The 21595-nt window shown below is 55.6% G+C and carries 21 protein-coding genes and 1 pseudogene; 11 read left to right on the top strand and 11 right to left on the bottom strand.

Annotation, left to right across the window (positions count from 1 at the left end; genetic code table 11):
- Nucleotides 1–51 precede the first annotated feature (51 nt).
- The 3 genes from serA (at nt 52) to mnmH (ending at nt 3602) form a co-directional block, all read left to right on the top strand.
- Nucleotides 52–1650: a phosphoglycerate dehydrogenase gene (gene serA, locus KO486_RS04375; RefSeq protein ID WP_216036017.1), complete on the top strand. Its 1599-nt coding sequence runs from the start codon at nt 52–54 to the stop codon at nt 1648–1650.
- Nucleotides 1651–1718: 68 nt separating this feature from the next.
- Nucleotides 1719–2507 carry a metallophosphoesterase gene (locus tag KO486_RS04370; RefSeq protein ID WP_354667484.1) on the top strand — a complete coding sequence of 263 codons (789 nt, stop codon included), beginning with the start codon at nt 1719–1721 and terminating at the stop codon, nt 2505–2507.
- Between the two features lie 45 nt (nt 2508–2552).
- Nucleotides 2553–3602 carry a tRNA 2-selenouridine(34) synthase MnmH gene (mnmH, locus tag KO486_RS04365; RefSeq protein ID WP_216036016.1) on the top strand — a complete coding sequence of 350 codons (1050 nt, stop codon included), beginning with the start codon at nt 2553–2555 and terminating at the stop codon, nt 3600–3602.
- On the opposite strand, the gene selD is transcribed toward mnmH, so the two are convergent.
- The 4 genes from selD to KO486_RS04345 all read right to left on the bottom strand — a co-directional run bounded on the left by selD (nt 3595) and on the right by KO486_RS04345 (nt 9857).
- Nucleotides 3595–5727, bottom strand: a complete 2133-nt coding sequence (gene selD / locus KO486_RS04360; protein WP_216036015.1) for a selenide, water dikinase SelD — start codon at nt 5725–5727, stop codon at nt 3595–3597. The genes mnmH and selD overlap by 8 nt on opposite strands.
- A 68-nt stretch (nt 5728–5795) precedes the next feature.
- Nucleotides 5796–6830, bottom strand: coding sequence for a lipocalin-like domain-containing protein (locus KO486_RS04355; protein WP_216036014.1), 1035 nt, complete (start codon nt 6828–6830; stop codon nt 5796–5798).
- Complete coding sequence (locus KO486_RS04350; protein ID WP_216036013.1) at nt 6820–9204, bottom strand: ABC transporter permease; 2385 nt, start codon at nt 9202–9204, stop codon at nt 6820–6822. The genes KO486_RS04355 and KO486_RS04350 overlap by 11 nt, the downstream gene beginning before the upstream one ends.
- On the bottom strand, nt 9201–9857 hold the full coding sequence (locus tag KO486_RS04345) for an ABC transporter ATP-binding protein (protein ID WP_216036012.1): 657 nt from the start codon (nt 9855–9857) through the stop codon (nt 9201–9203). Before KO486_RS04345 ends, KO486_RS04350 begins: the two co-directional genes overlap by 4 nt.
- A gap of 153 nt (nt 9858–10010) precedes the next feature.
- Between KO486_RS04345 and KO486_RS04340 the strand changes: the two genes are divergently transcribed.
- Together KO486_RS04340 and KO486_RS04335 are read left to right on the top strand one after the other, a co-directional pair.
- Nucleotides 10011–10175 (top strand): hypothetical protein, encoded by a 165-nt coding sequence (locus tag KO486_RS04340; protein ID WP_216036011.1) that lies wholly within the window; start codon nt 10011–10013, stop codon nt 10173–10175.
- Between the two features lie 82 nt (nt 10176–10257).
- A complete protein-coding gene (locus KO486_RS04335; protein WP_216036010.1) occupies nt 10258–11433 on the top strand; it encodes an acetyl-CoA C-acyltransferase family protein in 1176 nt (391 codons plus the stop codon).
- Here KO486_RS04335 and yaaA read toward each other — a convergent pair.
- From yaaA to KO486_RS04320, 3 genes are all read right to left on the bottom strand, one after another.
- The gene (yaaA, locus tag KO486_RS04330) at nt 11430–12203 is read right to left on the bottom strand and encodes a peroxide stress protein YaaA (protein WP_216036009.1); all 774 of its coding nucleotides are present in this window, start codon (nt 12201–12203) and stop codon (nt 11430–11432) included. The two genes, KO486_RS04335 and yaaA, sit on opposite strands and share 4 nt — an antisense overlap.
- Nucleotides 12204–12254: 51 nt before the next feature.
- Entirely contained in the window at nt 12255–14288 is a 2034-nt protein-coding gene (gene recQ, locus KO486_RS04325) for a DNA helicase RecQ (protein WP_216036008.1), read from the bottom strand.
- A gap of 74 nt (nt 14289–14362) precedes the next feature.
- Nucleotides 14363–14650 (bottom strand): YggT family protein, encoded by a 288-nt coding sequence (locus KO486_RS04320; RefSeq protein WP_216036007.1) that lies wholly within the window; start codon nt 14648–14650, stop codon nt 14363–14365.
- A gap of 112 nt (nt 14651–14762) precedes the next feature.
- Between KO486_RS04320 and KO486_RS04315 the strand changes: the two genes are divergently transcribed.
- The 5 genes from KO486_RS04315 to arfB all read left to right on the top strand — a co-directional run bounded on the left by KO486_RS04315 (nt 14763) and on the right by arfB (nt 19125).
- Entirely contained in the window at nt 14763–15305 is a 543-nt protein-coding gene (locus tag KO486_RS04315) for an acyl-CoA thioesterase (protein WP_216036006.1), read from the top strand.
- Nucleotides 15306–15367: 62 nt separating this feature from the next.
- A complete protein-coding gene (locus KO486_RS04310; protein ID WP_216036005.1) occupies nt 15368–16747 on the top strand; it encodes an MFS transporter in 1380 nt (459 codons plus the stop codon).
- Nucleotides 16735–17676: a penicillin-insensitive murein endopeptidase gene (gene mepA / locus KO486_RS04305; RefSeq protein ID WP_216036004.1), complete on the top strand. Its 942-nt coding sequence runs from the start codon at nt 16735–16737 to the stop codon at nt 17674–17676. Before KO486_RS04310 ends, mepA begins: the two co-directional genes overlap by 13 nt.
- 100 nt (nt 17677–17776) lie before the next feature.
- Complete coding sequence (locus tag KO486_RS04300) at nt 17777–18412, top strand: queuosine precursor transporter (protein ID WP_216036003.1); 636 nt, start codon at nt 17777–17779, stop codon at nt 18410–18412.
- Nucleotides 18413–18705: 293 nt separating this feature from the next.
- Nucleotides 18706–19125, top strand: a complete 420-nt coding sequence (arfB, locus tag KO486_RS04295; protein ID WP_216036002.1) for an alternative ribosome rescue aminoacyl-tRNA hydrolase ArfB — start codon at nt 18706–18708, stop codon at nt 19123–19125.
- Between the two features lie 30 nt (nt 19126–19155).
- On the opposite strand, the gene KO486_RS04290 is transcribed toward arfB, so the two are convergent.
- Together KO486_RS04290 and KO486_RS04285 are read right to left on the bottom strand one after the other, a co-directional pair.
- Nucleotides 19156–19629, bottom strand: a complete 474-nt coding sequence (locus KO486_RS04290; protein WP_216036001.1) for a tRNA (cytidine(34)-2'-O)-methyltransferase — start codon at nt 19627–19629, stop codon at nt 19156–19158.
- 77 nt (nt 19630–19706) lie between these two features.
- Nucleotides 19707–20222, bottom strand: a complete 516-nt coding sequence (locus KO486_RS04285; protein ID WP_252734558.1) for a hypothetical protein — start codon at nt 20220–20222, stop codon at nt 19707–19709.
- Between the two features lie 108 nt (nt 20223–20330).
- On the opposite strand from KO486_RS04285, the pseudogene KO486_RS16435 reads away from it, so the two are divergent.
- Nucleotides 20331–20450, top strand: a pseudogene (locus tag KO486_RS16435) (aminoacyl-tRNA hydrolase); the annotation flags it as partial.
- Between the two features lie 4 nt (nt 20451–20454).
- Here the strand turns inward: KO486_RS16435 and KO486_RS04280 are convergent.
- Together KO486_RS04280 and KO486_RS04275 are read right to left on the bottom strand one after the other, a co-directional pair.
- The gene (locus KO486_RS04280) at nt 20455–20868 is read right to left on the bottom strand and encodes a DUF5615 family PIN-like protein (RefSeq protein WP_252734557.1); all 414 of its coding nucleotides are present in this window, start codon (nt 20866–20868) and stop codon (nt 20455–20457) included.
- A complete protein-coding gene (locus tag KO486_RS04275; protein WP_216035999.1) occupies nt 20858–21493 on the bottom strand; it encodes a DUF433 domain-containing protein in 636 nt (211 codons plus the stop codon). The genes KO486_RS04280 and KO486_RS04275 overlap by 11 nt, the downstream gene beginning before the upstream one ends.
- Nucleotides 21494–21595 lie beyond the last annotated feature (102 nt).

Raw genomic sequence — 21595 nt, 5'->3', positions numbered from 1 at the left:
CGGGGCCGCCGCATGGCCCCGACCCTCCCCTATATTCAAAGGACCAAAATCATGGCCCCTAAAGTACTCGTATCTGACAAACTGTCTGAAACCGCCGTTCAAATCTTCCGCGATCGCGGCGTTGATGTCGACTTCATGCCGGACCTTGGCAAAGACAAAGACGCGCTGGCCGCTGTAATCGACCAATACGATGGCCTTGCGATCCGCTCCGCTACCAAAGCGACTGCTGCGTTGATCGAAAAAGCCACGAACCTGAAAGTTATCGGGCGTGCTGGTATCGGTACGGATAACGTCGACAAAGAAGCTGCTTCTAAGGCTGGTATCATTGTCATGAACACACCGTTCGGCAACATGATCACAACAGCTGAACACGCGATTGCGATGATGTTCGCGGTTGCGCGTCAAATTCCAGAAGCGTCTGAATCTACGCACGCTGGCAAATGGGAAAAGTCCAAATTCATGGGTGTCGAGCTGACAGGTAAAACACTGGGCGTGATCGGCGCAGGTAACATCGGCGGGATCGTCTGTGACCGTGCCCGTGGCCTGAAAATGAAAGTCATGGCCTACGACCCCTACCTTGGCGAAGAAAAAGCCGACCAGATGGGCGTTCAAAAAGTTGAGCTTGAAGAGCTGTTGGCTAAGTCTGATTTCATCACGCTGCACGTACCGTTCATTGCGGGCGTGACTGAAAACATCCTATCCGCTGAAAACCTTGCCAAAACCAAAAAAGGCGTGCGTATCATCAACTGTGCCCGTGGTGGTCTGGTTGACGAAGTCGCTTTGGCTGACCTGTTGAAATCCGGCCACGTGGCAGGTGCTGCGTTTGACGTATTCGCAGAAGAGCCTGCGAAAGAGAACGCGCTATTCAACTTGCCAAACGTCGTTGTTACGCCGCACCTCGGTGCTGCAACAACCGAAGCGCAGGAAAACGTGGCCCTTCAGGTGGCGGAACAAATGTCCGACTATCTGATGACAGGTGCCGTCACCAACGCGCTGAACATGCCATCCGTCACAGCAGAAGAAGCCAAGATCATGGGGCCATGGATCGACCTGTCCGGTCACCTCGGTAACTTCACGGGTCAGATGACAGATGAACCGATCACGGCGATCAACATCATGTTCGACGGTTCCGTTTCCGAAATGAACCTAAAGGCACTGACAGCTGCTGTTCTTGCGGGCATCATGAAAAAGGCCAACCCTGACACCAACATGGTCAGCGCGCCTGTCATCGCAAAAGAGCGTGGCATTCAGATTTCCACAACCAAGCAGGATAAATCTGGCGCATTCGACGGTTACGTCAAAGTGACTGTCGTAACTGACAAGCGCGAACGTTCTATCGCGGGCACAGTGTTCAGCGATGGCAAGCCACGTTTCATCCAGATCAAAGGCATCAACATCGACGCCGAAATTGGTGCGCATATGGTTTACACGACCAACGAAGACGTTCCGGGCATCATCGGCACATTGGGTCAGACTATGGGCAAGCACGACGTAAACATCGCGAACTTTACGCTTGGTCGTTCTGAAGCGAACGGCGAGGCAATCGCGTTGCTTTATGTTGATGCACCTGTTCCAGCTACAGCGCTTAAAGAACTCGAGGCCACAGGCATGTTCACGCAGGTGAAACCGCTGTCTTTTGACGTCGCGTAATCGCGACAACGCAACAGTCTAATGACAATTTTGGGCCGCCCCTCGTAATCAGGGGCGGCCCCTGTCATATGGCGCGCATGTTTTATTGCATTGGTGACATCCACGGATTTTCCGATCAGCTCGAGCGTGCGCTTGCCCTGATCGAAGCAGACGGCGGCGCAGACGCGCCTATCGTTTTTCTCGGCGACTACGTAGATCGCGGCCCTGACAGTAACGGGGCTATTCAGCGTCTCATGGACGGGCAAGCAGCGGGTAAACCCTGGACCTGTTTGATCGGGAACCACGATCTCATGTTCTGGCGGTTTATGACCCATGGCATCGTGAATGATGCACATATCTTGTCCGGAAAAGGTTGGCTGCATCACCGTCTTGGCGGTGTGAATACTTTGGCGTCTTATGTTGAACTGCCCGAATTCAAGCACCCAGCGGGTGGTGGTATGGACACCCTATTGCGGGAAGGATTAGATCCGACTCCGCCTGAGTTGTTGGCTGAATTGCTAGAGGCCGCGCGAGACAGGATTCCGCAGGCGCACTTGGATTGGATCGAAACGCAGCCGCGCATGCATCAAGCCCATGGCCATATCTTTGTGCACGCCGGCATCCGTCCGGGTATTCCATTGGACCAACAGGACGAGGCCGACCTGACGTGGATACGGGACGGCTGGCTGGAAAGCGAAGCGGATCACGGTGCAGTTGTTGTGCATGGTCACACGGCGCTTGAGTTCCCGAAGCACCACGGCAACCGGATCAATCTGGATGCCGGTGCAGGCTACGGACGTGTGTTGGTTCCCGCGGTCTGTGAGAATGGCAACTGGTTCACGCTAGACGAAGACGGGCGTGGTCCTTTGCGTCCTTAACGCTATCCGCTTTCGACTAGAGAGCTGGTCGGATAAGCAAGTCTTATGAAAACCAGTTTCGCCACTTTGTCGGACATGCTGAACCATGGGTTCGACACTGTTATTGATGTTCGTTCTCCTGCGGAGTTTGCTGAAGACCACGTGCCGGGCGCTATTAATTTGCCCGCACTCTCGAACGATCAAAGGGCTGAAATCGGCACGATCTTTGTGCAAGATACGCCCTTCAACGCCCGTAAACTTGGGGCGGCGATGGTCGCACGCAATGTGGCGGATCATCTAATTGGTCCATTGGCCGAGAAAGACGGCGGATGGTGTCCCTTGGTATATTGTTGGCGTGGTGGTCAGCGATCCGGATCGTTTGCCTCCATCCTAACCCAGATCGGGTGGCGCGCCGGAGTCGTTGAAGGCGGATATCAGACGTTTCGACGCTTGGTCTACGATGCTCTTTATACGGATGAACTGACCCATCGTATTATCTTGCTCGACGGCAACACTGGCACCGCGAAAACGGAAATACTCCGTCTTCTCGGCGCAGGTGGCGTGCAGGCTTTGGACCTCGAAGGATTAGCAAACCATCGCGGGTCACTGCTGGGGGCGATGGAGGGCGGGCAACCATCGCAGAAGGCTTTCGAGACTGCGCTGGCCTCTGCTTTGGCAGGGTTTGATCCGTCGCGCCCTGTGATTATCGAGGCCGAAAGCAGCAAGATCGGAGCGCGCATTATTCCGCCCGCGTTGTGGACTGCGATGAAGGCCGCGCCGCGGATAGAGATAGATGCACCATTAGATGCTCGGGCGCGGTATCTGGCGAAGGCCTATGCCGACATGAGTGCAAACCGCGAAACTATGATCTCCAAGCTGGAAATCTTGCGTCGGCATCGCGGTGGGTTGGTTGATGGATGGCGCGCATTGCTAGATGGCGGTGACCTCGAAGGCTTGGCGCGCGCGCTTATGGAAGACCACTACGACCCGAGTTATCGCGCGTCGCGGGCGCGACATGGGGCGCAGGTGCTGGAACGGTTCACTGTGACCGACTTGGGCGAAGCGGGACGAGAGGTTTTGGCCTGCCAAATCGCCGAAGCGATTGCCGCTAGCTGAACGTCACACCGCTACCATCTACGACCTTGCCGATAATCCAAACCTTGTGGTTGGCGGCTAAGTCTTCGGCCCGTTCCGTATTCACAGAGGCAAGCAATCCGCCGCAGGTCTGCGGATCAAACATCAACGCCGCGTGGGGCGTATCGGGGGCCGTTATGCGCGGGTCATTGCGGTTGTCTGGATAGATCGTTGAGCGGATGCCGTCCTCGGCCAAATGCAACGCGCCGAGCATCAAGGGAACGTCTGAAAGTTGAACAGTCGCCCCGACGCCGGACGCAGCACACAGCCCCGCCAAGTGCCCAGCCAGCCCAAAGCCCGTCACATCCGTCATTGCGTTTGCGCCACGCAGCAGTTGCGCGATGTCACCTTGGGGCTGCATCATGGTCTGGTGGCAGGCCAGCACATCGTCGCCACGTGCGCGGCGCTGCATATCCGCCGCAAGGATCGTGCCGGACCCAACAGGTTTGGTAAGAACCAAGACATCGCCCGGTTTCGCACCCGCCAGCGTGATCGGGTCACGCTCACACAGGCCCGTGACTGACAGGCCAATGGTCATGCCATCACCCATCGTGGTGTGCCCGCCAGCAAGTGTCGCACCTGCGTCTTTCAGCTGTTGTGCAACGGTTTGAGTAATTTCGGACACTGTTCGTTGCTGTAGGTCAGATGTCATGCGCGGCAAAGTTAAAGACAGAACCGCAGCTTGCGGGTCCGCGCCCATCGCCCAGATATCGCCCAGCGCGTGAATCGTTGCGATCTTGGCCATGGTGACGGGGTCATCCGTGACCGCGCTCAGGTGGTCTGTCGTCAGAACCTGTCGGGTGTCGCCCATGCTCAGTATTGCGGCATCGTCTCCGGCAAGGCGGGATACATCGGAGCGGTGGCTTTCTGGCAGTTCAGACAGCGCGTTTTGTAGTGCATCACGCCCGACCTTCGCACCGCAACCGCCACAAAGTGGCGCATTACCTGTCGCGTCTTTAACGCCATCCGCCACTCGGGTCGGAAGGGGTTGTTCCATATTCGGGAGCGTGTCGAACTGGGTCATGAATTTGCGATCTATGTGGTTTTTCCATTTCCACAACATCGCACCCCGTCGGGCCGTCCCGAGTTTTTCGGCAAGGGCTTCTTTGCCACCCAATGAGATGAGTTTCAGGTAATCTTTTTGCGGATGATAATGCCGCATCTTGCCGCCAGACAATCGGGCGCGCAGGTTGTCGAACAGGTAGGGCGCCTCGCGCACGGCAAAAACGCCAGCCTTTGGGCGCGGATCATGAGACAGGTGCGCGCAGTCCCCTACGGCAAAAACACTGGGGTCGGATGTTTCCAATGTTGGGCCAACCGTCAGGAACCCGTCGTGCAGATCCAACCCAATGTCTGAGACCCAATCATGAGGACGAGCGCCAGCCGCCCCTGTGGTAAAATCCGACGCGACCAAAGTCCCGTCCGATAGCCGAACTGCATCGGCCAAAACCTCGACGACGTCAGCATGTTCGACCAACGTTACGTTCAACTCTTCCAAGGCTGCCATCAACCGATTGCGGGCGGGTGCATCAAACCCGTCAAGGACTTCGCCGCGATCAATCAGAGACACTTCTGGGGATTTTTCGCGCAGGGCATAGGCCATCGCCATGGCGAGTTCCGCCCCTGCGACACCGCCGCCGATAACGGCGACTTTGGGTGCAGTTGCGGTTTCTCGGTACGAATCCCAACGGCTTGCAAAAATACCTAACGGTTTCGCGGGAATGCCGTGTTCCGTGAACCCCGCAAGGCGTGGCATTTCAGACGTTATGCCAACATCAATCGCGGCCACATCATATGCGATAGGCGGGCGATCTGGCACTGTGATGGTCTTGGCTATAGGATCAATGGCGCTTGCCTTACCTGCAATCAAACGCGCGCCAGCGAACCGTGCGAGTTTCACCAGATCAATGTCCAATTCATCGCGCGTGTAGTGGCCCGCGACAAACCCCGGTAACATCCCCGAATAGGGCGCCGTTGGACCCGGATTGATGACGGTCAGCCGTACACCGGGCAAGGGATTCATCCCCCATGACCGCAGGACAAGAGCATGAGTGTGCCCTCCGCCAACAAAGACGAGGTCACGGGTGAATGGGATCGATTGTTTCATAATGTTTTCTTAGCGTGGGGTGCCGTGCTACGCGAGAGACATGTCATCACACCTGCGCCAGCGATGTGTCAGTCGTAGCCTGTCATTTCGAGGTAACCGCGGCCAGTGTGGGATCCTTCAACAATAATCGGACCTTCCCAATAAGGTATAGACGTGTCCATCCACGCCTGCGGGTTCAACGCATAGACATCAACGTCCACTCCTTGGGCATCAAGACGAACGGTCCACATTGTCGGAATCTCGCGGCCATTCACGTCTGTTGTCGCAACAGGTTCGGCCACAAACGCGCCATCCCCATAGGCGGTCGCAGTGCCATCCAGCGCGATCCAAGTCGCTGACGTGTAGTAGCTGCCATCCGTTTGGCGCAAACGGAATCCCATAAGTTTTCCAGTGTCGAGAGACAGCGAAAACCAGTCCCACCCCGTTTGATTGTCGGACAGTGGTTGCGAAGACCATTCACGATCAAGCCACGCCTGCCCCGTAACCTCGACTTCGCCGTCGGGCAGAGTAAGCCTGCCAGAAATGTCGTAGAACGGCTGCGAGTAATAATAGCTGGCTTGCCCCTGTTCGGATTTCACGGAGTATCCAGCATCGCCGTGAAATACCAAAGGACCCTGCGCCGTGAGCCCCATGTCATAGGCGAAATCAGGGCCGCTGGCGGTCATCTCTAGAGTGTCAAAATCTGTCCCGACAAGTTGCCAATCATCTATCCACGCTTCGAACGGATCGGCGTTTACCCCTGCTTGGCCAATACCCCCACGTGCAAGGCGTTCTGTCACGAAATGCGCGTCAGGCGTGGTAACGGCAGCGTGCCCCATCCAGAATTGTGGTGAAGACCAGCTTTCCCCCTCAACCGGCGCCAGCGCGGAGCGGAACAACGTCCATTGCAGCCCATAGGGCGTTCCGTCTTCTGCTTGGAGGTTGGCCGTTAAATACCACCATTCGATGCGGAAGTCGGTGTGTGGACCATAGTCCGTCGGAAAATCAAAAATCGCGGGTCGTTCAGGGGTTTCGAATGCGCCGCTCCCAGTTCCCAAACCTGCAAAGCCTTGGGCTGATGCCGTTAAAGGAAGCAGGAGAAGGGTTATGATTTTAGCGTTCATTGGAAAACACCTTGAGCAGTTCGGCGGGTTTCGTTCGGCCGAGTTTTCGTGCAGGCCAAAGTGCCGCCAGAACTGCGGCAGCGACGGCAAACACCGCCAGACGTAAGTAGTCCAACGGGAACAGGAACATCGGCAATCGCCAGCCAAACGCTTCGACGTTTACGACCGCCAGCAGCGTCCACGCCAAAGCGAGGCCAAGTGGCAGTGCTAAAGCAGCCGTCAGCAGTGCCAATAGAACCGCGCGGATGATTTCGAGTTGTCCCAATCGCGCCCGCGTGACCCCTTGCGCCCAAACCGGTGCAAGTTGCGGTAGACGCATAGTCGCAAGGGTGAGCAAACTCATCAAAATTGCGAAACCCGCAACCGCGAGCGTCAACACATTCAATGCGCCCGTAACCGTGAACGTGCGGTCGAAAACGGCAAGCGAAAATGCCTTGATGCCCGCCTGATCGACCATGTTGTCATCGGCCAATCCAAATGCATCGCGCAGGTCCTGTGCCAGTGCAGGCACGTTGGCAGGGTCCATTCTCAGCCCAAACCTTTCTGGGCGAACATCTGGAAACAACGCCGCGAACGCAGTTTGTGTTACGATCACTTGACCGATGGGGTTTCCATAATCCCCATAGATGCCAAGCACTGGGAAAGCTTCGTCCGCCAAGGTAATCTCATCTCCGATTTCGATCCCCATGCGTCGGGCCAATTGCTCGTTTATGGCTGCGCCTTGGGCGGTTTCGATTTGCGCCCAAGCATCCGGTGTCGATTGCAAGAACACCCAATTGTCACGATAGGTCGAATGCGGTGTTGGGCCGTAAATCTCGGACGGCATCCCTTTTACATCCTGCGTTGTAGACTGAATTGGCAGAACCTGATCGACGCGTGGCTCTAGATATGCAGCAAGGCGTTCCGCTTGATCGGCGTCATCGGCATAGACGTAAAATTCAGACGCCAACCTTTGATCCAGAAAGCCCGTGAACGTCATTCGAAAGCTGCTGACCATTGTCGACACACCGACGTTTGCCGCCATTGCCAACAGCAACGCCATCAGAGCCAAAGACAGGCCCGGTAACTGTTGGCGCGTGTCGGCCCAAAACCACTGGGCCATCACTGATTTTGCCCGTTTTGCGCCGAATGCCAACAGGCGGTCAAGGATCACGGGCAACGCGAGCGCTGCGCCCACCAACAGGGTGGCAAGCATCGCGAACCCCGCAATGAGGCCGCCCCCGATCAATCCCAAGACCAATGCGGTCAACAGCAGCGTGACGGCCAGCCCAGCCTGCCACACCCGCGCCGCGACAGCTCGCATGCCCCATGCGCGTGGTTGCGCCGAGGCCAGCAGTGGCATGCGGGACAGTTTCCATAAAGATGCAGCCGATGCCAAACCTGTGCCCCCAACCGCAATCGCGAGGCCCGACAACCACCATTCTGGTCGCAATTGCAAAGTACCGGACACGGACGCGCCATAAAGGCCGGTCAACGTCGCTGCAACGTCAGGCAAAAGTGCGGCCGCAACAACATACCCGAGGCCAACACCGATGGCCCCTGCCATGAGCGAGATCATCAAGAGTTCTGCCGCAATCAAGACCATCAAGCGGCGCAGTGGAAAGCCCAGCGCGCGAAGGGTTCGTATCATCGGGCGGCGTTGTTCAAACGCGAGGCCAATTGCGCCATGAACAATGAAGATACCAACTGCAAATGACAGCAGCCCGAACGCCGTAAGGTTGAGGTGGAAACTATCCGTCAGACGGGCGACATCAGAACCCGATTGCGGTTCGCGCAGGTCCAAGTTGGGCGCGACCTGCTGCAACGGCAGCTGTCTGATCGGTTGTTGGGGCGCGACAATCATCCGATCAATAATACCCTCTCGGCCGAGCAGCCGTTGTGCGGTGCCGACGTCTGTCAGAAGCAAGTCCGGCGCGACGTCAGGAGTTGCGATTTCATTTACATTTTCAGCGTTGAAGCGATCGAGAGTCGATTGTTGGCCAAGCACGGCCCCGCCCACCAAAGAGTCTACGGCAAACCCTTCCTCGCCCAAATCAGGACCGCCCATGCCACTGGGGGACGTGAGAGGGTCCAACCCGATAACTAGCACTCCATCTAGGCGGCCCTGCACGATTGGGCTCACGAGCCAACCCGCACGGCGCAGGCGGATATAGTCATTCTGCGCGATTTCCCCAGTTGGCGATGTAATCTGAGCGAATTGCCCTTCGCCCAAGGTTTCGGCGGCGGCATCATAGCTTGCGCGGGCTTCGGCGTTGACGGCCTGTACGCCAGACCACAAAGCCGTCGCCAACGACAACCCGACGACCAACGTAAACAGCTGCATCGGATTGCGCCTCCAATGAGACAGGAGCGCCTGAAGGCCCGCTTTCGTCATGCGATGCGTCCGCTGCGCAAATGCATGCGGCGGCTCATTCTTGCGGCCAGTCGTTCGGAATGGGTGACCATCAACATCGCGGCTTCTGTTTCTGCAGCGAGGGATAGCATCAGGTCCAAGACGGTATCGGCGGTGGCCTCGTCCAGATTTCCTGTGGGTTCATCCGCAAGGATAAGTGCAGGTCGTGCCGCCAATGTGCGCGCAATCGCGACACGCTGTTGTTGACCACCCGACAGTTGTTCTGGGTATTTCGATAGCTGATCCGAAAGGCCCATGCGTGCGGCCAAGTCTTGGGTCCATTCGGCGTTTTCGCGCCCGCTTAATCGCGCTTGGAATTCAATGTTCGCCGCGACGCTTAGCGATGGAATCAAATTGAACTGCTGAAACACCACGCCAACTTTGTCGCGTCTAACCGCTGCACGGCCAGCGTCATCCAGGCCACCGATGTCTTGCCCTTCCAATTCAACCGTTCCGCTGTCCGGTTGATCTAGTCCTCCAACCAGATGCAGCAAAGTGCTTTTGCCGCTACCAGATTCCCCTGTCAGCGCCAGTGTTTCACCCTTTTCCAAGGTCATATTGATACCCTGCAATATCGGCAAGATACCATCAGGCGCAGGATAAGTTTTGACGAGGTCAGTAACGCGCAACAACATAGGGCTCAGTCCAACTTTAGGCCATTTGGAAACTCGATTAAGTTAAATCATCTCTAAGGCCCCAACGCGAGTTAAGGAATTGGTAAAGGGCTGCGGCACATTCTCTTTCATGTGGGGGCGATCCAATTAGATTGCCAAAAGGGTAAAGTGCCAATGACCAATACGAACCAAACTGTTCCTGTTCTAAAACTGCAAGAAACGCATGATGACGCGATCGACCAGATGAGCGATCGGATGTCGATGTTCAGAATTTGGACGTTGCTGACGGGCGCGGACGAAACGCGCGATTTGACCGTTGCCAATCGTCAGGTTCTTTGAATTTCGGGCGACGGTCGCAACGTAAGTCTTGGCAGACGGCCGTCGCCAGATAGGTTGCCCCGAAGTAACGGGGGAACATACCATGTCAGAGATCGTAATCTTGTCCGGAGCACGGACTGCTATTGGCGCCTTTGGTGGAAGCCTTGCCGGTGTCGCGCCAATTGACCTTGGTGCGACGGTCGCCAAAGCGGCGATGGAACGCGGCGGAGTTGACACGCGGCAGATCGGCACAGTGACCTTCGGCCACGCCATCAACACCGAGCCGCGCGACATGTATTTGAGCCGCGTGGCTGCGATGCAGGCGGGTGTCCCCAATACAGTTCCTGCTATGAACGTGAACCGTTTGTGCGGCTCTGGCCTTCAGGCGATTATTTCTGTTGTTCAGTCGCTGTCCCTCGGCGATGCGGAATTTGGTCTGGCCGGTGGCGCAGAAAACATGAGCCGTTCTCCTTACATTTTGCCCGATGCCCGTTGGGGTGCCAAAATGGGCGATGTGGTTGGCAAAGATATGATGCTCGGAGCCCTAAACTGTCCGTTTGGAACGGGGCATATGGGTGTCACTGCTGAGAACGTAGCTGACGAGCATAAGGTCACGCGGCAGGATCAAGATGCCTTTGCGCTCGAATCCCAAAACCGTGCAGCGGCTGCCATCGAGGCTGGATATTTCGACGAGCAGATCGTTCCGGTTGAGGTGAAAAAACGCCGAGAGGTCGTGCAGTTTCAGCGCGACGAACATCCAAAAGCGACGACGCTTGAGGCCTTGAGTAGGCTTCGCACTGTTTTCCAAAAAGACGGAACTGTCACGGCGGGCAATGCGTCCGGCATCAACGACGGGGCTGCGGCTGTGGTCCTGGCCACCGCTGACGCCGCCGAAAAAGCAGGGCTGACACCAAAGTTCCGCGTTTTGGGTTACGGCCATGCCGGCGTGCGGCCCGAAGTCATGGGGATCGGCCCCGTGCCTGCGGTTAAAAACCTGTTGGCCAAGACCGGGCTATCGGTTGGCGATTTCGATGTCATCGAAAGCAATGAGGCCTTTGCGTCTCAGGCGCTTGCCGTGAACAAAGAACTCGGCCTTGATCCAACGAAGGTGAACCCGAATGGCGGCGCAATTGCGTTTGGTCATCCCGTGGGTGCGACCGGCGCAATCATCACTGTAAAGGCAATGTACGAGTTGGAACGGACCGGCGGCAAATGCGCGTTAATCACCATGTGCATTGGTGGCGGTCAGGGCATCGCGGTGGCAATCGAACGTATTTAAGCGGTAGGATAGTCGCGCAGGAACACTGGTTTATTGTCTTCGCTGAGATCGGCGTCATAGACATAACCACCTGCCCCGAAGTCCCGCAAACCGTCCATCGTCGTGACGCGGTTTTCGACGACATGGCGCGCCATGCCCCCGCGTGCACGCTTGGCAAAAAAGCTGACGATACGTGGGCGGTCATCTTTGACCTCCATGAACACGGGCGTAATGACGTTTAGCTTCAGTGCTTTGGTGTCCGCTGCGCCAAAGTATTCTTGGGACGCGCAATTGACGAGTGTGTCCGTATTCTGCGCCTCACCAAGCTCATTCAACGCCTTGGAAATCGTCGTGCCCCAGTAGTCATAAAGGTTCTTGCCGCGACGGGTTTTCAGTCGGCTGCCCATTTCCAGACGGTAGGGCTGGATCGCGTCGAGGGGGCGCAGAAGGCCGTAAAGGCCAGACAGAATACGCAAGTGATTTTGCGCATAAGACAAGTCGTCCTCGCCAAGTGTTTTGACCTCTAGCCCTTGGTACGTGTCACCATCAAACATAAACGCAGCTGCCTTGGTTTGATCGGCCATGGGCACATCTGCGAAGGCTTTGAAACGGTCACGGTTCAGTTTGGCTAGATCATCGGAAATCGACATGAGGTCCTTCAGCCCACCAAGCGTGAGGTTGCGGGATGTCTTAGCGAGGCTGATTGCTTCTTTCTGGAAGTCTGGCGCGCTCACCTCAACGGACACGGGGTCTGTGTTGAGGGATTTGGCGGGCGAAATGACAGTCAGCATGGGATGGCCTTTGATTGGGTAGGAAATAGATAGTGCGTTTGCGGTGAAGGTCTAGACATCGCGCAAAATTTCAAGAAACGCAGTACCAAACCGATCAGCGTGGCGCTCGCCGAGCACACGGGCGATTGCGGCTTCGTCGGAGGGTTTCTGGCTGGCAACCTTGGCCAGTTGTGACGCGGTGCAAGACATCGGTTTATCTGTTCCTTCCGGTCCGCGAGATAGATCGGCCTGCACTTCGAGCAGACGGTCATAGATCGAGCCTTCGGTTCGCCCTGCGAGTTTTTGGCGCTGCGGATGGAGCGCCTCGGCCTCGCCATTGATGACCTCAAGAAAGGCCGAGCCATAGCTGTCGAGCTTTTTGGTGCCAACGCCGCCAATGCGTGCCATTTCATCGAGGTTGGTAGGCCGCTTTTCGGCCATTTCTATCAGGGTACGGTCATTGAAAACGATGTAGGCGGGGCCACCGAGCTGTTCTGCAAAGGCACGGCGTTTGGCCTTTAGCGCGGACAGTAAGGGGGCGTCTTCCTCGGACACCATTTGTTTGACCTTTGGTCCGGATTTTGCGGCTTTGATCGTGTCGCGGCGCAGGTCGATCTTGGCCTCATCCCGCAAGATAGGGCGGGCCTTTTGCGTCATCCGCAAGGCTCCGTGGCGTTCGGCATCAGGGCGCATCAGGTCATGGCCCATAATCTGGCGGAAGATGGCCTGCCATTGCACGCGGGAATAGTCTTTGCCGACAGCGAAGGTCGGCAGTTCGTCGTGGTTCCACTGTCGTACTTTGTCGGTCATATTCCCGAGGAGAATATCGATCAGATGCCCTGCCCCGAACCGTTCATCAGTACGCAGCGCGGCGGAAAGAGCCATTCGTACGGGTGTCGTACCATCGAAGACATCGGCGGGTTTGTCACAGAGATCGCAGTTTCCACAGGGCGCGGGGTCTTCGCCGAAATAGGACAGGAGATTCACGCGGCGACATTTCAGCGCCTCGGCAAGGCCGAGAAGAGCGTTGAGGCGGCCGTGGTCGGCCTCTCGTCGTTCCGGCGGTGCAAGGCCTTCGTCGATCTGTTGGCGACGGTAGCGGATATCGTCTGGGCCAAACAGGGTGAGCGTTTCAGCGGGATCGCCATCGCGACCTGCACGCCCGATTTCCTGATAGTAGGACTCGATCGATTTCGGCAGGTCCGCATGGGCAACCCAACGGATATCGGGTTTGTCGATCCCCATGCCAAAGGCGACGGTGGCGCAGACGATCAACCCGTCTTCTTGTTGGAAACGACGTTCAACAATGCGACGATCGTCAGCCTCCATCCCTCCGTGGTAGTAGCAGGCGGTGTGGCCTTGGTCACTCAACGCCCTGGCGAGGGTCTCGGTCTTGGCGCGGGTGCCGCAATAGACAATGCCGGCTTGATCTTTGCGCGCTGCAGCAAAGCGCAAGATTTGCGCGCGCGGGCCATCTTTGGCGGCAAACGCGAGGTGGATATTTGGGCGATCAAAACCGTGCAGAAAGATTTCCGGCGGTTGGTCTCCAAACAGTTTTGCTACGATTTCGTCACGCGTTTCGGCATCCGCGGTTGCCGTGAAGGCGGCCAGTGGCACGTCGAGGTCCCGGCGCAGCTCCCCGATCCGCAGGTAGTCCGGTCGAAAATCATGGCCCCATTGCGACACACAGTGCGCTTCATCCACGGCGATCATCGACACCCCCGCCTGACGCAACATTCGCTGTGCACCATTCGATGCCAGACGTTCAGGCGCGATATAGAGAAGTTTCAACGTGCCGTTTTCAAGGTTGCGCCAAACTTCATCGGTTTCTTCTTCGGTGTTACCAGAGGTCAAAGCCCCCGCGACGACGCCTGCTTCGCGAAGGCCGCGCACTTGGTCGCGCATAAGGGCAATCAGCGGGGAAATCACGACGGTCACACCGTCACGCACCAGTGCTGGCAGCTGAAAACACAGCGACTTGCCACCGCCAGTTGGCATGATGGCAAGCGTGTTCTTGCCGTCTGTCACGGCTTCAACGATCTCTTGTTGGCCCGGACGGAAACCGTCAAAGCCAAAGACATCACGTAAAAGCGTGGCAGCGCTCATTCCAAGAAACCTGTGTGTTTGTTTTATTGCTCGTTTGAGCGCAAAGAATCACAGCACAGGGTTGGGGGCAAGCCTTAGGAGAAAGCGATCAGTTGATTGGTTAAGACAATGCGGACCGCTTCGAGACCCAGAAGCGCCACCAATGGCGACAAGTCGATCCCGCCCATTTGCGGTAGGATACGACGGATCGGCCCGTAGATAGGTTCTAACAGGCGGCTCAGACCGTACCAAATTTGCGCGACGAATTGCTGGCGAATGTTGAGGACTTGGAACTGGATCAGCCATGACATGATGAAATGCGCGATGATGAACATGCGCAGGACGCCGACGACCATGAGAAGGATTTGAATAATGGATACCATGATGAGTCCTTGAATTGGTTTGGGCTGAGGTAAGCATACAAACGCAAAAGGGCAATAACCTTCCGTAGCGTCAATACTTGACGTGCACGTCACTTAGACGTCTTTAGGTTGCATGTACCCATTTATTCGACTTGGCTGGACTTTGTTCGCAGCCCGTAAAATGCCCCCGATGAACCCGCTGGACATGCACGTGTCCCAGCACCGTTGTCGTTTGGTCGATTGTGATATTTTCGCAGAAATGAACAACGGCCGTATTCTGACGCTTTATGAAATGGGGCGGTTTCAGGCTGCCGTACGGATGGGTCTTTGGGCGCTGCTCAAAAAAAAGCGGTGGGGACTGACTGTTGCGGGCACGTCAATCCGTTACCGCAAGCGGATTACTCCGTTTGAAAAATATGAGACCCGCACGAAAATCGCCACGTGGGATGAACGATTCGTCTACATTGAACAGGGCATGTTCAAGAAAGACGGCACCTGTGCCAGCCATGTGTTGTTCCGCACGGCCGTTGTTGAAAAAGGTCGCGCAGTTCCGACAGAAGTTTTGCTCGATGCAATGGGAATTTCAGATCCACGCCCCGAACCCGCCGAGTGGGTTAAAAACTGGATTGACGCCGAAGCAACCAGAACTTGGCCGCCAGAGTTGAACCCGACGTAAAGCGGCATTGCCAGTTCATCGCTTTCCCTGTCTTATCGCGCTTAGGGAAAAGGGAATTATCAATGGCAACTGTATCTAAGAAACGCATTTGGGGGTGGATGGCCTTTGATTGGGCTGCGCAGCCTTTTTATACGCTTGGCCTAACGTTCGTATTTGGTCCCTATTTTGCGACGGTTGCCGCGCAGTACTTCATTGGAACTGGCCTCGATGAAGAGGCGGCGAAAGCCCACGCAACCGGAACATGGTCCGCTGCACAAACCATCGCCGGATTGGTCATCGCCTTTACCGCGCCGTTTCTTGGTGCATTTGCAGATAACTCAGGGCGTAAAATCCCGTGGATCGCTTTCTTTTCAGTGCTGTTCGTGGTCGCATCGACGTCGACATGGATGCTAACGCCCGATGCCAATGCGCTTTACCTCGTGTTGGTCTTGTTCTTTGTCGCCTTCATCGCAGCGGAATCTGCTTTGAATTTCATTAATGCCATCCTGCCCAGCCTTGGATCCAAAGACGAAGTTGGCCGCATCAGCGGATCTGGCGCCGCATTCGGGTATTGGGGTGGTGTGGTTGCTTTGGCGCTTATGTTGCTGCTGTTTGTTGAACAAGACAACGGGCGTACAATTTTCGTGGGGCTTGAGCCTCCATTCGGGCTTAACCCAGACGAAAAAGAAGGCACGCGATTTGCAGGGCCCTTTATCGCGATCTGGTATGCCGTTTTTATGATCCCATTCTTTCTGTGGGTGCGGGATGATCCAAAGGCAGGTGGGAAATCCACCCAATTCCGCGCTGTCGCCGGTGATCTTTGGCAGACACTAAAGAGCGTGAAGGAACGCAAAAGCCTTTTGAACTTCCTCATCGGGTCGATGTTTTACCGCGACGCCTTGAATGCGCTTTATGCCTTTGGCGGGGTATATGCTGCGCTTGTTCTGGATTGGGGCATTACCAAAATCGGTGTCTTTGGCGTCGTTGCCGCGATTGCCGCTGCGATCACAACTTGGCTGGCGGGATTAGCGGACAGACGTTTCGGACCAAAACCTGTGATCCGCGTGTCCGTCTGGTTCTTGATTTTGGTGAGCATCACCATTGTCGGAATGTCACGGGAACAGCTATTCTGGGTTCCACTGGCCGCGGATTCCACACTGCCCGACACAATATTCTACGTCTGTGGCGCGGTAATCGGTGGCGCTGGTGGGGCCGTCTATTCGGCCAGCCGTTCCATGATGGTACGTCATACGCATCCTGATCGCCCCGCTGAGGCATTCGGGTTATTTGCACTCTCCGGCAAAGCAACGGCCTTCCTCGCGCCCGCAGGGATTACGTTGTTCACTTGGATGACTGGGAACACTCAGTTGGGTTTCCTGCCAGTCATCTTCCTCTTTCTATGTGGGCTTGTATTGTTATGGTGGGTTAACCCCGAAGGAGATCGAGACGAATGGCCAACCTAGTCAGAACCGGTATTGTGATTGCCGCACTCTGCTTTACGGCAAGTTGCCGCAATTCGGATGTGAGCCGCGCAGCGCCCGAGGATACGCGCCCTGCAGCAACGATTTCGACGCAGAACGCAAACGACACCCGTGTCGCCAAAGAGGTGTTTGGCCATATCCCTGTTGCCTCTAACCAACGCAGCGAAAGCTTTGGTGGTTATGCGCGTGGTTGCCAAGCGGGCGCCGAGCAATTGGCAGAAACCGGGCCGACGTGGCAGGCGATGCGCTTGTCTCGTAACCGCAACTGGGGTCAGCCAACTTTGGTTGACTACGTTCAGGACCTAAGCCGGTTTGCCGCGACTTTACCCGATTGGGAAGGCCTCTATGTAGGCGACATGAGCCAACCACGTGGTGGCCCAATGCTATCTGGCCACGCGTCTCACCAGATTGGATTGGACGTTGATATCTGGATGCTACAGCCAGACCGGCTCGACCTCAGCCGCACCGAGCGTGAAAACCTGTCTTCGATTTCCATGCGCCGCGAACGGGGTGCTTACACGAACTCCAGCTGGACCGAACAGCACATGCAATTGCTGCGTGCTGCAGCCAGCGATGACCGCGTCGCTCGGATTTTTGTGTTTCCCGGCGCCAAAGTAGCGATGTGTAATTGGGAGACGGGAGATCGGTCGTGGCTCAATAAGATCCGGCCTTGGTGGGGACATCATTACCATTTCCACGTCCGCCTAAGCTGCCCTGCCGGCCAAAGCGATTGTGAAAACCAAGCGCCGCCGCCTGCCGGTGACGGATGTGCAGATGCACAAACTTGGGTAAACAACATCTTGAACCCGCCACCACCGCCACCCGCAAGTTCCACACCCAGCACACCAAGGGGGCCCGCCACGATGGCACGCCTTCCGAGCCAGTGTCTGACTGTCGCAGCAAGCCAATGAACAATACGTTTGACAAGTTCGGCGCCGCCCCTCATTAGGGCGGCGTCCTTTATTCTGAAGGGCCAAGTGTCCGACTACCTTGTCAAAACGGATTGATAAAATGACCAAACTTCTTCCTGGCGTAATCGCCATGGCCATCGTCGTGGTGGCATCAAACATCCTTGTGCAGTTCCTAATCCTCGATGGATTGCTCACATGGGGTGCATTCACCTACCCGCTCGCTTTTCTTGTGACTGACCTAATGAACCGCGTTTATGGTGCGGGGCCTGCGCGTCGCGTGGTGTTTATCGGCTTCATCGTCGGTGTAATCTGCTCACTGATCGGCAGCCAGATCATGATCCAAGGTGACGGTTATGAATTCCCTGCCGTGGCTCTGCGCGTGGCAATCGGCTCTGCCGTGGCCTTCCTTACCGCGCAACTGATCGATGTTGCGATCTTCCAACGCTTGCGCGACGGGACTTGGTGGAAGGCGCCACTTGCGTCCACGTTAATCGGCTCCACCATCGACACTGCATTGTTCTTTACCATCGCCTTCAGCAGCTTCGTGTCATTTGGCGCGGCGGCAGATAGTGAAGTCTCTTGGGCTTGGGACAGTGTTCCATTCCTGCTGAGCGGACCGGACGCACCACTATGGGTCACACTGGCCGTGGCCGACTGGGGCGTGAAGCTGATTATCGCTTTGATCGCCCTCGTACCATTCCGCCTAATTGTGGGGCGCTTACAACGCGTCACATAAATGTTGTGAAAAAATCTTTGGTAATCCCCAGAAGTTGTGCCAACCTGTCCTTAGGCGAAACAATGAACAGGAGGTGATCCAGTGTCGAGAAAGATAGAAGTGGTACATGTCGGGACAACTATGGAGGCGCGCGTCTAAGGCAGCCCTTGGGCACGTAATTCGATAGGTGAGACCCTCTAACCGGCATCACCTCCTGAACTTTCGAAGGGCTATTCCTATCGCTGGGAATAGCCCTTTTTCATGTCAAAAACCCAGTGGCTGTTCGTAGGCGCAAGACGTGGTAAACCCCCCGCATGGGATTATGGATCAACGATAGTATTGAGATTGCCGATTGGGAGCTGACGGAACATTTCGTTCGCGCCTCTGGTCCGGGTGGCCAGAACGTTAACAAGGTGAGCACGGCTGTCGAGCTACGGTTCGAGGCTGAACGATCCCCTGCGCTGACAGGGCCTGTCAAAACCCGCCTACGCCGCGCGGCAGGGAGGAAATGGACAAGTGACGGCGCGGTGGTGATCTTTGTGCAAGATACGCGATCCCAAGCAAGGAACCGCGAACTAGCCCGCGAGCGATTGGCAGAACTCATCCGCGCGGCTTTAGTGGCTCCGAAACGACGGGTTAGAACGCGCGTGTCCCAGAACCAGAAACGCAAACGGGTGGACGCGAAGAAAAAACGCGGCGAGGTTAAGGCCTTGCGGAAGGGGCCGGGGATCTAGATCGGTAATCCGTCTTGCCAAGGATCGCACTTATCCACCCAGTTGTGTCCGCATGGCTTGATAAATCACCGCTGTCGCGACATTCGCCAAATTCAACGACCGGACGCGTGTATCAAGCATCGGCAGGCTGAAAACCCGGTCTTCCATCTCATCTAAGATTTCCAGTGGCAGGCCTTTGGATTCACAACCGAAGACCAAATATCCGTCCTGTTGGTAATCAGCATCGTAAAGGGTTTGCGCACCCGTCTCTTCGAAAAAGAACAGGTCTTCGCGCTGAGGGTTTCGCGCCAGTAGAAAATCTTGCCAACTGTCGTATTCACTCAGGTTAACATATTGCCAGTAATCCGTTCCGGCCCGCCGCACTGCTTTCTCATCTAGAGAAAACCCGTAAGGCTTGATCAAAATCAGTTCCAGATTCAAGGCAACACAGGTCCGCCCGATGGCACCCGTATTGTATGGAATTTCTGGTGTCACCAAAACGATCTTCATGCGCGGTTCAGACATAGGGTGTTTCGACTTTTTTGTTTGAGGAAGCTGCATTCGCAGCGGGCCGTCTATATTTCTTGAGCTACGCTTGGGAACTATCGTTTCTCAAGAAACCGATGCGCCTCAAGGAGTGTGTCGGCAAGGCCTTCAAAGAAGCCCGGCACTTCAATATCGATAAGACTTGAAGGCGCGTTTTCTTCTTGTGATGCGCCGCTTTCGGCGGGCTTTACACGGAAAGTATGGGTCCGCGTGTTAAGCAATTCCCTATAGCTCGCGCCCGTTCCGTGTTTGAGCACGTTGATCGCCAGATAGTACTTATGAAGCCTGTCCGCGAGGTCAGTGTGGCCCGCCTCCATGAGAGCTGATTTCAACTTTCGTGAAAAAGGACCCCGTTTGAAATGATGTTGCATGCGCGCCTCGAATAACGTGAAGCTATCAACGGCGGCTGCTTCAAGCGCGAGATAGGCCGCGCGAAGGTCTTCGGCTTGGGCTTTGGATTCGGCCTGCCCGTTCAATTCGGCGCGAAGTGCCAGAATTTGATCTTCGGATATCTTTGCTTCGGCTTTCGAGGCCGCGATCAGGTCCGGCATAGTTTGGGGCGTCGTCATCATTCATTCTCCGCATGGGTCCACCTTCCCTTAAGCTACGCGGCTAGGAATGATAGGGGCAGCGGCGATTCATTGTGTCGCCGCGCGAGAATTATCTGCTGATGGACGTGCGCACTGGTGGCCCCGAAACGACGGGTAAAGACTCGCGTGTCCCAGAACCAAAAACGCAGACGCGTGGATGCGAAGAAGAAACGCGGGGAGGTTAAGGCGTTGCGGGGGAAGGTGGAGTGAGTTACTAACGCATACTTCGAATAACGGAGTCTTTAATCTCGATATAGAGGCGTCGTGCTTTTTTCTTTTGAGCGTAAGACCATTCATGTTCAATCAGGGTCATAGCTTCGCGTACCCGCGGAGATGCATGAACTTTTGATTTGACCGTGATCTTAATGAGGCTCAGATCAGGTGTTCTACTTTTTGAAACACCATATTTTTTCACCATAGATTTCATGTCGCCATCGCAAGCGACAAGAATGGCATCGTTTGCGTTAGCGGCGACTGCCACTAAGTCATCGGCTGATCCGGTTTTAATGGCTTCTCTAAGGTAAATAACTTCGTGGCCTGCATTCGCGAATTCTCTCCCAACTCCGTCAGGCACACCTTCGTCTAGAAATACCCTAAGTTGTAACTGTGAACTCAAACTACGCGGCATCCTCTATTGCGGATGAAACGTCGGCCATCGACAAAGTTGGGAATTCGGCAAGAATTTGGTCTTCAGAGTACCCTGCTTCCCAAAAATCTATAACCGACTGAACAGTTATACGTGTTCCTGAGAATACCGCCTTATTGTGCACGACACGCCGAGTGTTTGCGACCTTACCTACATCATCGTCATTTCGCTTCCACAGCCCCCGAACGGCAGACTTCATGTCTGACCGAACCACGTGAAGTGGTATCTTGAACACCTTCTGATTATCGACTGGTTCATAAAACTCGTCGTTGTCTGGATCTTTGAAAACAACACGTTTCCCCAGAACGTAAAGGGTCGATTGCGACCAGCCCGCATCGGGAAGTTGCTTCAGCTTGATCTTCACATCGCGAAGGTGCTGCAAAGAACACCCCATATCTTTGCGCAAAGTCTTGAGAACTTGGAGCGACAGCAAGTCAGCGAATGTATAGACTCTGCTAAATGCGCTTCTCCGATTTTCTGCCGCTAGCGACGGAACGAAAAACCCAGTGCGATCCCAATTCCGAAGCTGGGCAACAGAAAGCCCTACCAATCGAGCGGTTTGCTCGTCGGAAAAAGCAGAAATTACATTGTCGTGGTTCTTGGCCATACTTTCGACGGGTCTCCTTATCAAAGAATAGCACTGAAAAATGGCTTTTCAATGTGGCAATTCTGACTCACCATCGTTCATTCTCGCAGGAGTTTCGTTGCG

Source organism: Octadecabacter sp. B2R22, from assembly GCF_018861045.1.
Classification (GTDB): Bacteria; Pseudomonadota; Alphaproteobacteria; order Rhodobacterales; family Rhodobacteraceae; genus Octadecabacter.
This window is presented reverse-complemented; position numbering and strand designations above follow the sequence as displayed.